Origin of the sequence: Bacillus haikouensis, from assembly GCF_013179555.1 — a bacterium.
Classification (GTDB): Bacteria; Bacillota; Bacilli; order Bacillales; family Bacillaceae_B; genus Rossellomorea; species Rossellomorea haikouensis_A.
Map to the genome: position 1 here is coordinate 1 of NZ_JABMCR010000161.1, position 9,989 is coordinate 9,989.

The 9,989-nt window shown below is 43.0% G+C and carries 10 protein-coding genes; 1 reads left to right on the plus strand and 9 read right to left on the minus strand.

From position 1 onward, the window contains the following. Positions 1-223: 223 nt before the first annotated feature. The 8 genes from HP456_RS15055 to fabL form a co-directional block, all read right to left on the minus strand. Positions 224-1,816: an ABC transporter substrate-binding protein gene (locus tag HP456_RS15055; RefSeq protein ID WP_172252533.1), complete on the minus strand. Its 1,593-nt coding sequence runs from the start codon at positions 1,814-1,816 to the stop codon at positions 224-226. A gap of 73 nt (positions 1,817-1,889) precedes the next feature. Continuing rightward, positions 1,890-2,855, minus strand: a complete 966-nt coding sequence (locus HP456_RS15060; RefSeq protein ID WP_172252517.1) for an ABC transporter ATP-binding protein — start codon at positions 2,853-2,855, stop codon at positions 1,890-1,892. Beyond that, positions 2,830-3,846 (minus strand): ABC transporter ATP-binding protein, encoded by a 1,017-nt coding sequence (locus tag HP456_RS15065; protein WP_172252519.1) that lies wholly within the window; start codon positions 3,844-3,846, stop codon positions 2,830-2,832. The genes HP456_RS15060 and HP456_RS15065 overlap by 26 nt, the downstream gene beginning before the upstream one ends. Before the next feature lie 308 nt (positions 3,847-4,154). Beyond that, positions 4,155-5,903 (minus strand): ABC transporter ATP-binding protein, encoded by a 1,749-nt coding sequence (locus HP456_RS15070; protein WP_172252521.1) that lies wholly within the window; start codon positions 5,901-5,903, stop codon positions 4,155-4,157. A 168-nt stretch (positions 5,904-6,071) separates the two neighbouring features. Continuing rightward, positions 6,072-6,602 carry a nucleoside tri-diphosphate phosphatase gene (gene ntdP / locus HP456_RS15075; protein ID WP_172252523.1) on the minus strand — a complete coding sequence of 177 codons (531 nt, stop codon included), beginning with the start codon at positions 6,600-6,602 and terminating at the stop codon, positions 6,072-6,074. A gap of 247 nt (positions 6,603-6,849) precedes the next feature. Beyond that, a complete protein-coding gene (locus tag HP456_RS15080) occupies positions 6,850-7,149 on the minus strand; it encodes a YgaB family protein (RefSeq protein ID WP_246289090.1) in 300 nt (99 codons plus the stop codon). 170 nt (positions 7,150-7,319) lie between these two features. Next, a complete protein-coding gene (locus HP456_RS15085; protein WP_172252525.1) occupies positions 7,320-7,511 on the minus strand; it encodes a gamma-type small acid-soluble spore protein in 192 nt (63 codons plus the stop codon). Positions 7,512-7,597: 86 nt separating this feature from the next. After that, positions 7,598-8,341 (minus strand): enoyl-[acyl-carrier-protein] reductase FabL, encoded by a 744-nt coding sequence (gene fabL, locus HP456_RS15090; RefSeq protein ID WP_172252527.1) that lies wholly within the window; start codon positions 8,339-8,341, stop codon positions 7,598-7,600. 117 nt (positions 8,342-8,458) lie between these two features. Here fabL and yfhS point away from each other — a divergent pair, with 117 nt between their 5' ends. Next, positions 8,459-8,683, plus strand: a complete 225-nt coding sequence (yfhS, locus tag HP456_RS15095; protein WP_172252529.1) for a mother cell protein YfhS — start codon at positions 8,459-8,461, stop codon at positions 8,681-8,683. Between the two features lie 71 nt (positions 8,684-8,754). On the opposite strand, the gene mutY is transcribed toward yfhS, so the two are convergent. Continuing rightward, positions 8,755-9,864: an A/G-specific adenine glycosylase gene (gene mutY, locus HP456_RS15100; RefSeq protein WP_172252531.1), complete on the minus strand. Its 1,110-nt coding sequence runs from the start codon at positions 9,862-9,864 to the stop codon at positions 8,755-8,757. Between the last annotated feature and the right edge of the window lie 125 nt (positions 9,865-9,989).

Below are 9,989 nucleotides of genomic sequence, written 5' to 3' on the forward strand. Positions count from 1 at the left end.
TCCCGGTATGGCACGGATAATGAAAAATACGATCAAAGTCATCCCCAGTAATACAGGAATTAATTGAAGTAATCTTCGTATGGTGTATTGAAACATTTTGTTCACCTCTCTGAATGGAGATTCTATGATACTTTGAAGATCGTTGCTATTAAACTCGGCATGCTCAGCTATACTATGTATAAACGGGGGAGAATACTAAGATATCTCCCCCGTTCGATACTGATTATTGTTCGATATCCACTGCACCTAACCAGTCGGATCCAGTTGGATGCGGTTTGAAGTTTTTCACTGCTGCACTTCCTGCCAATAGCGGCGTAGAGTGAGCTAACGGTACCCAAGGAGCATCTTCGTGAATGATTTCCTGGGCTTGTTTGTATAGCTCTTCACGTTTTGCCTGGTCCACTTCTGTCTGTGCATCGATCAGGATTTTGTGAAGATCATCGTTCTTGTAGTAAGAGTAGTTGTTGCTTCCGATATTATCTTCATCAAGTAATACATATAGGAAGTTATCAGCATCACCATTGTCACCGGTCCAGCCTAGTAAGAATGCGTCAGCTTCACCTTTACTTGCTTTATCAAGATAAGTAGCCCACTCGTATGATACGATATTGGCTTTCACACCCACTTCAGCCAAGTCGGCTTGGATCGCTTCCGCTACTTTTTGACCATCAGGCATATATGGACGAGGTACAGGCATTGCCCATAACTCCATTTCAAATCCATCTTTCAACCCTGCCTCAGCAAGAAGTTCTTTTGCTTTCTCAGGATTGTACTCGTACCCTTCAATTTCATCATTATATCCAGCGATTACCGGAGGCATTGGGTTCTTCGCGATTTCTGCTCTTCCTTCGAAGAATGCATCAACGATCTCCTGCTTATTGATTGCATAGTTGATGGCCTGACGTACTTTAGGGTCATCGAATGGCTCACGAGTTGAAGTTAAACCAAGGTAACCAACGTTCATTGATGGACGTTCGAATATTTGTAATTGGTCATTGCTTTCAACTTGAGATGCATCACTTGGATTTACACCATCAGCAAGATCAATTTCCCCTGAAATCAGCGCGTTCAAACGAGCGGAGTTTTCAGGAATTGATTTGAATACAACTTGGTCAAGCTTAGGAAGATCTTTGTTCCAATAGTCTTCATTCTTTTCAAGAACGATTTTGTCATTACGCTTCCATTCTACAAATTTGAAAGGACCAGTACCTGCGTCTGTAGGTGTTTCACCCAGTTTGTCTCCAAATTCATCGATTGCTTTAGGGCTCACGATTGCGAATGGACTCATTGCGATATTTTTCAAGAATGGTGCCTGCGGACGTTTTAATACGAATTCAACCGTTTTTTCATCCACAGCCTTTACTTCTTTGATTACGTGGCCTTCGTCTCCCTTAAACCCGCCAAACATAGAGCTGTAATAAGGGAATTTGTCTGCATCGCCGTTCATCCAGCGATCAAAGTTCTTTACAACTGCATCCGCATTAAAGTCGGACCCGTCTTGGAATTTAACCCCTTCACGAAGTGTGAACGTATAAGTCAATCCATCTTCGGAGACCTTCCATTCTTCTGCAAGACCAGGATTTGGTTCAGTATCCTGTTCACCAAATTTCACTAACGTTTCGAAAATATTCTTCGTTACTTTAAATGATTCACCATCTGTTACGGTCGCCGGGTCAAGTGCAACTGAGTCTCCCCCGCGTCCAAAGATCAGCACTTTAGGATCTCCGCTGTCTTTACTGTCACTGTCACCGCCTGATGACTCCTCTGAGCCTCCGCACCCGTATAAAACGGACGACAGGACCAAGATTAAAAGCATTAAAATTGACCAGCCTTTTTTCCTCAATGAAATCCCCTCCTGAAATTGTTTATATACTTATGAGACATGCCGCCTAATAAAGGTGGCAAGCTACATAATGCCCTGGTTGGTGTTCCTTGAATTCCGGCACCTTCTGCTTACAAACTTCCGATGCGTGGGGGCACCGGGTATGGAATGTGCATCCGCTTGGCGGATTGGAAGGGCTCGGGATATCTCCCTGCAGCAGGATCGTCTCTCTCTTAAAGTCCGGATCCGGGATCGGAACCGCGGAGAGAAGTGCCTGTGTATAAGGGTGCAATGGTTTGTCATATAACTTCTCGCTATCACTGAGCTCCACCATTTTCCCTAAATACATAACTCCGACTCTGTCGCTTATATGCCTGACTACACCCAAATCATGTGCAATGAAGATATAGGTGAGTTCGAACTCTTTTTGCAGATCCTGCATCAGATTTAATACTTGGGACTGAATCGATACGTCCAATGCAGAAACGGGTTCATCTGCTATGATCAGTTTCGGTTTCGTCATGAGTGCACGTGCAATCCCGATACGCTGTCTTTGCCCGCCGCTGAATTGGTGCGGATAGCGCTTTGCGTGATAGCTGCTCAAACCCACTATATTCAGCAGTTCATGCACTCTCTTTTTGCGTTCCTTTGCCGAGCCCATTCCATGTACTTTCAAAGGCTCTTCCAATATCTTTTCAACGGTATGCCTTGGATTCAGGGAAGCATAAGGATCTTGAAAGACCATTTGGATTTCCCTTCGTATCTTTCTCATTTCAGAGTTTGATAGACTCGTAAGCTCACGGTCTTCAAAGGTTACTCTGCCCTCTGAAGGATCGATCAGTCTCATCAGCATCCGGCCGGTGGTCGACTTGCCGCAACCGCTTTCACCGACTATCCCCAACGTTTCACCTTTATTAACTGTAAATGAGACTCCATCTACCGCTTTTACCGAACTTACAGGCCGTCCAAGAATTCCTCCTGTTATCGGGAAATGTTTCTTAAGATTTTCAACCTTCAGCAATGGTTCCGTCATAAACTCCCTCCTCAGTTTCATCGAACAGGAAGCACCGTGTGCAATGTCCTGGTGTCGTTTCATATAATTCCGGTGTTTCTACTAAGCAGCGGTCAAACGCAAACTCGCAGCGAGCGGCGAAGCGGCATCCTCTGCTGATCGACCCGGGCTTTGGGACACTCCCTTGAATCGAGTGGAGCCTCTGCTGCTTAACACGCATATCAGGCACGGACTGGATGAGTCCTTTTGTATATGGATGCTGTGGATTTTTGAAGATCTCCTCCACTGTGCCTTCCTCGACGACTTTACCTGAATACATAACAACAATTCTTTCACACGTTTCAGCCACTACACCTAAATCGTGGGTAATCAGCAGCACCGCTGTATTCAATTCCTTGTTCAGCTTTTTCATCAGCTTTAAGATCTGAGCCTGAATCGTTACGTCCAGTGCTGTAGTAGGTTCATCGGCAATCAGCACTTGGGGATCGCAGACCATGGCCATTGCAATCATGACCCTCTGCCTCATCCCTCCGGATAATTGATGAGGATACTCATTAATCAGCTCATCAGACCGTGGAAGACCTACCATTTTCATAATCTCTACTGCTTTGGCTCTCGCTTGTTTCTTCGACGCTTTAGTATGTATGCGAATCGCTTCGGTTAATTGATCTCCTATCGTAAAGACCGGGTTTAACGAGGTCATCGGTTCCTGGAAGATCATAGCAATATCATTTCCCCGGATATCTCTCATCCTCTTTTCGGATGCTTTCGTCAGGTCTTCATCCTTATATAGGATCTTACCTCCCGTGATTTTTCCCGGCGGGCTGGGTACAAGGCCCATTATGGAAAGGGATGTTACACTTTTACCGCATCCGCTTTCACCAACAACCCCCAGTATTTCTCCCTCATTCACGTGAAAACTAACTCCATCGACTGCAGGGACTTCTCCGTCATCGGTAAAAAAGGAGGTCCTAAGATCTTCTACGGTTAGTAAAGGACGTGCTTGACTCATTCAAATCCTCCCCTTAAAACAATTCTCTCTTTTCTAAATTATGATTATTTTCTAAATTTAATATGTTTCCTATTATACAAGATGTTACAAATGTTGCAATCTATTTTCAGAACTTTCTATTTAAGAGATTTATCGTCTCCGTTTCCCATTTCATTTCAATATATGTCCAATAATACGTTTCATTCTTGCTATTATCAGGTTATTCAGACCTAAGCAAGACTCATTTAATGGATAAATAGGTCTTCTTTCATATAAAAAAATCATGACATTTTACCCATGTTTTATTACGGTAAAATGTCATGATCAGGTTATTGATCCAATTGCTGGACCTGGAAGAGCTTATAATAATGTCCTTGTTTTTCCATCAATTCATGGTGGGTCCCCATTTCGGTCACTTCCCCGTACTCCATATGGATAATGCGGTCGGCATGGGTGATGGTGGACAGCCGGTGGGCTACAATAAATGTAGTCCGGTCTTTCGCCAGTATTTCCAGTGCTTCCTGAATCAGGTGCTCACTCTCAAGATCAAGGGCAGAAGTAGCTTCATCGAGAATAAGAATGGGAGGGTTTTTCAAGAAAACCCTGGCGATTGCCACTCTTTGCTTCTGTCCGCCAGAGAGCTTGACTCCTCTTTCTCCCACTCGGGTATCGTAACCTTGAGGAAGCTTCAAGATAAAATCATGGGCATTTGCTGCTTTGGCCGCCTTGATGACATCTTCATCACTTGCTTCCGGGTTACCGAATTTAATATTCATCTTCACTGATTCACTGAAAAGAATATTATCCTGCAGGACCATTCCGATTTTATCCCTGAGAGACCTGACTTCGAATCGTCTGATATCTGTGCCGTCTAATTGGATTTCTCCCTTGGTTACATCGTAGAAGCGTGGAATCAAGCTGACAAGGGAAGACTTTCCACCACCGCTCATTCCGACAAGAGCAACGGTTTCCCCTGACCGAATGTTTAAATTGAGATTTCTCAATACCTCTTCTTCCTTTGGATCATACTGAAATGAAACATTCTTGAACTGGATATCGCCTTTTACATTTCGGCAGGGTACTGCATCTGGCGCGTCATCGATATCATACTTCTCATCCATGAATTCAAAGACCCTGTCCATAGAGGCAATTGATTGTGTCAGGGTAGTCGATGAGTTCACCAGCCTTCTCAGTGGATTGTAAAGGCGGTCGATATAGGCGATGAAAGCCGCCATTGTCCCAATGGTAAGATCCCCTTCAATGACTTGGAGACCTGCGTATCCGATGATGATCAGTGGAGAGATATCCGTAATGGTATTCACTACCGCAAAGGCTTTTGCATTCCAGCTGGTCTGCTTTAAAGCCTTGGTTAAGAAATTACTGTTCTGACCTTCAAACTGCTTCTGTTCATAGTCCTCTACTGCAAAGCTCTTAATGACTGACATTCCCTGGACTCTTTCATGCAGATGACTCTGTACCTCCGCAAGAGCCTGGGAACGCTCTCTCGTCAAACCGCGAAGCCTTCCAAAGAAATACCTTACTGAAAAAGCATAGAAAGGAAAAGCAATCAGTGAAACCAGTGTCAGTGTCACATCCATTGTGAACATAATGGCAAGGGCAATGATGATGGTGGCTGCATCCAGCCATAGATTCATGAGTCCCGTGATAACAAAGTTCTTCGTCTGCTCGACATCATTGATAACCCTCGATATGACTTCACCTGCACGGGTATTTGAATAATATTTAAAGCTTAATTTTTGTATATGTGAAAAAAGGTTGTCCCTTAAATCAAACAGGATCTTATTTCCTGTCCATTGTGCAAAATATTGCCTGTAATACTCAACGGGCGGCCTGATGATGAGAAACAAGACGAGCATGACTCCCATGATCGTGAGTAAATGACTTGTTTTTTCATCTGTTGTCAAGCTTCCATTCCCGACGATATCATCGATGACATATTTAATTAGAATCGGGATCAACAGAGGAATGGCAAACTTTATAATCCCTATGAAGAGTGTACCTATAATCTGCCAGCGATAAGGCTTAACAAATTGCAGGTAGCGTTTGATACTATCCAAAATACTGCTCCTTTCCTATTTGAAACTTGTTGAGTTTAAAACACCGAATAAAAAGGGATGACCCAACAGGAGCGCGGTATTCCCTTTCTCCAATTGCCTGTGCAGGGAGAGAAAAGGAGGCTCCTTACTGGGTCAGCCCTTCATCGACTATACATTTGTTCAGGTTGGTTACCCCCTATGAGTCAAGTAGCGTTCATACCAGATATCAATAAAGTCAGGTGCAAATGGGCCTTTCCTTTGTCGAATCCACCTTACAAGCTTTTCAACATTCCTCTTCAGGATGTGATCGATCACATCCGGGTAACCGTACAATTTCCGATGAGCTTCGTATTCATCCTCATCTAGTAAGGTATACGTCATATCAGGAAACACTTTGATGTCCAAGTCATAATCGATGTACTTGATTGCTTCATGATCGTATACGAATGGTGAACTTAAATTACAATAATAATAAATCCCGTCCTCACGGATCATACAAATAATGTTAAACCATAGTTCAGAATGAAAATAACAGATTGCCGGTTCACGCGTCATCCATGTTCTGCCGTCGGATTCCGTTACGAGTGTCCGGTCGTTTCCACCGATGATGATATTACTTGTCCCTTTGAGGACAGTCGTCTCATTCCATATCCGGTGGATATTGCCATCATGCTTATAACTATGTATTTGTACAGATCGCCCTTCAGTGGGAACAGCCATTGTATCCCCTTCTTTCCTAACAAATTCCATGTATATATAAGTGTTTATTCTATTATTATAACGTTTCCCTCGTAAATTTAAAACAAAAGGGCTGTCTTTAAAGAAATTCTCCTTTAAAGATGGCCCTGTAAATTAAGATTGCTTTCAATTTAAAAGTTTCTTGTGATCTGAATTACTTAGATGCTTTCCAAAAGATATTTCCACTTTTTTCAACATGGATCGGACATTTCTCCAAAGAATTTTCAAACTAAGATGTAACTTCATTGTATTCTTTCTGATAGGAACGGATAACATCCTCTGTCTGTTCCTGGAAGATTCTCTGTATCTCTCTTAGGTCTTTTTTCTTTTGAATGATTTCATTCTCCAATGACTGGACCTTGGTGATTTGCTGTGATTTTACAAGTTCTTCTTCAAGCTTTTGACAGCACTCAATCTCTGCCTGAAGATTCAGCAGTTTATCCATAGTCGCCAGCTGTTTCGTTACCAATTCATTGAATTTTTGCCGCATCAAGTCAACCGTCCCTTCTAAACCAGCTCTTCTAAACATTCTCCTTTCCCCTCTAATAACCTTTGACAACATCTGTCACAATGACACCACTTTTGTCGACAGAAGCATGGAGGGACGGCCCTTTAATTTTGCTAAAGGAACGTCCCTCCATGCTCTAACGTGAAAAAGCACCCGCTTAAAAAGCGGGTGCTTCGTTCTGATCTGAGAGATTAGCGTTGTTGACCAGAGTTTTGGGATTTTTTAGCTTGAGATTGAGCGTTTTGTTGACGCACTTCTTGAGCGTTTGTTTCTGAAGCGAACTCAGTACCGAATTGTTGCTGAGCTCCTGCAGCTTGTTGGTTTTGTTGTTTAACGTGTTGAACGTTTGTACCAGCTTGAGTTTTGTTTGTTTGTTTTGCCATTGTAATCACCTCCACGCTAATTAAGATAACCAGGCGGGGAGAAGACTATCCAAAAAAATCTAGGAAAAAAATTCCACATATAAACATTAAACGAGCAGTGAACGTCCTCCGTCTACAATGATCGTCTGCCCTCTGATCATCGATGAATCGTCAGAAACAAGGAATAAAACCGATTTCACAAGATCTTCGATTTCTACCATGCGCCCTGCCGGAGTATTTTTGCGTGCATCCTCCAATAATTCTTCACGATTCGGGAAATGCTTAAGTGCATCCGTATCAATAGCTCCCCCTGAAACAGCATTAACAATGATATTCTTTGATGCAAGCTCCACGGCAAGGTAACGAGTCAACGCCTCCACCGCTGCTTTTGATACACCGACTGTCGTGTAATTATCAAGATATCGAATCGATCCGAGCGAGCTGATGCTCACGATTCTCCCGCCATTATCCATCAGTTTTGCTGCTTCCTGTGCACAGAACAATAAAGCTTTACTATTGATGTTCATCGTCCAATCCCAGTGTGACTCTTCCAGTTCCATGACAGGACGAAGTACTCCTGAAGCAGCGTTGCTGACCAGGACATCAAGACGTCCGAATTCATCTTTTATCTGTTCGAACATCGCTTTGATTTTATCCACATCACCTACATTTGCTCGAACGACAAAAGCTTTGCGCCCTAATTTTTCCACTTGTTCTGCCGTTTCCAGTGCCCCTTTTTTGCTGCGTGCATAGTTCACGACGATATCATATCCTTGTTGTGCCAATTGAATGGCGATCTCTCTTCCAAGTCCACGGCTGCTTCCTGTTACTAATGCTACTTTTCCACTCATTTCAATCATCCTTTCAATTTCATTTACCATAATAAGCAATTCTTTTTCTAAAGCATAATCAGCCGCCATTTACTAAAAACTAAAGTAGATATTCTAAATAACTGGAGGTCTGATCGAATGTATGTGGGTCGTGATATGACGGAGCTGTCCATGCTCCCTAAAGGTGAATGGAAGAAAAGCGAGCTTGCTTACTTCCATCATTCACTACAACAAATAGTACCCTATTTAAATGCCGAAGGACAATCCATTCATCGTGAAATCGTAGAAGAAATCGAAAAACGTGGTGGACTGAACCGCGGGGAAGCCGATTATACACACGGCACCAAGCCTGTTTACGATTGAATTATTCATCTTTCAAGGCCCGTCCCCCGGTGTGTAAATCAACGGGGGACGGGCCTCTTTAATTCAGTATGTTATCTGCCGGTCTTTAAGGCTGCATTGGTTTCTTTCCAAATCTTCTGGTGCGAAACCGGGAATGCAAACTTTTCCATTTCTTCAAGCGTTACTGCAACCAGATCAGTTTCTTTTAATGTGGATCTTTCCACACTGCCGGCATATACTTCTATATCCCAGATGATATGTGAGAATACATGTTGAATTTTGGTGATGACTCCCGCTTTTAGGGAAGCATCTACCCTATAATCTTCTTCTAATCGTTCTCCAAGCTGCTTTCTCCCGCTTCTTGTGGTGCTCACTTCAAAGTTGGGGAATTCCCACAGGTTTGCAAGCAGACCTGTGCCCGGGCGTTTATGAATCACGACCCGATTATCTTCTGTAAAAAGAACGGCTGCAGCCATATTCAGCTTACGTGCTGCCTTCTTTTTAGATTTGACAGGAAGTTCAGTCTGCAAACCTTCATTGAAAGCTTGACAGTGATCGCGTACAGGACAAAGAAGGCAGGATGGTGAGGTTGGCGTACATATCAATGCCCCCAGTTCCATTAGTGCCTGATTGAAATAAGATGGATTTTCTTTTGAAATAAGGACCCTAACGGCTTCTTCAAACACTTTTCGTGAAGAAGGCTTCGCTATATCCAGCCAAATGGAGAGGATTCTTGAGAATACCCTCATGACGTTTCCGTCTACAGCAGGTTCCGGTTTTCCATATGCAATACTAAGAATTGCACCCGCAGTATAAGGTCCGACACCTTTCAATGATGAAATCTCTTTGGGTGAATCAGGTACGATTCCCTCATATTTTTCATGAACTTCCCTCACAGCCGATTGGAGATTTCTGACCCTTGAATAATATCCGAGTCCTTCCCACGCCTTCAATACTTCATCCTCATCTGCCAAGGCAAGAGCATCTATAGTAGGAAACTTTTCAAGGAAACGGGTAAAATAAGGAATGACTGTATCGACTCTGGTCTGCTGAAGCATGATTTCCGACACCCACACTTTGTAAGGATCCCGGTCATTTCTCCATGGCAGATCACGCTGCTCTTTTGAAAACCAGGAAATTAAATCTTTCTGAAATTCCTCTCGATCAATGGTTATTAAATGCTTTAATGGTTCTTCTTTCAATTTTGTACCTCCAAGGATGTTAGATGTTACGATGAATAGGGAATAAATATTGTATTATGAACTCTTTTTCAGTCCAATGCATTTCATTTCTTTTAAACCGCCGCAGATGCATTCATCCAATAACC

Bases quoted from the DNA above. Each gene is read 5' to 3' on its own strand.
- HP456_RS15055 (WP_172252533.1), bottom strand. From the start codon at position 1,816: ATGCTTTTAATCTTGGTCCTGTCGTCCGTTTTATACGGGTGCGGAGGC.
- HP456_RS15085 (WP_172252525.1), bottom strand. From the start codon at position 7,511: ATGGCAAAACAAACAAACAAAACTCAAGCTGGTACAAACGTTCAACAC.
- yfhS (WP_172252529.1), top strand. From the start codon at position 8,459: ATGTATGTGGGTCGTGATATGACGGAGCTGTCCATGCTCCCTAAAGGT.
- fabL (WP_172252527.1), bottom strand. From the start codon at position 8,341: ATGAGTGGAAAAGTAGCATTAGTAACAGGAAGCAGCCGTGGACTTGGA.
- HP456_RS15060 (WP_172252517.1), bottom strand. From the start codon at position 2,855: ATGACGGAACCATTGCTGAAGGTTGAAAATCTTAAGAAACATTTCCCG.
- HP456_RS15065 (WP_172252519.1), bottom strand. From the start codon at position 3,846: ATGAGTCAAGCACGTCCTTTACTAACCGTAGAAGATCTTAGGACCTCC.
- ntdP (WP_172252523.1), bottom strand. From the start codon at position 6,602: ATGGCTGTTCCCACTGAAGGGCGATCTGTACAAATACATAGTTATAAG.
- HP456_RS15080 (WP_246289090.1), bottom strand. From the start codon at position 7,149: ATGTTTAGAAGAGCTGGTTTAGAAGGGACGGTTGACTTGATGCGGCAA.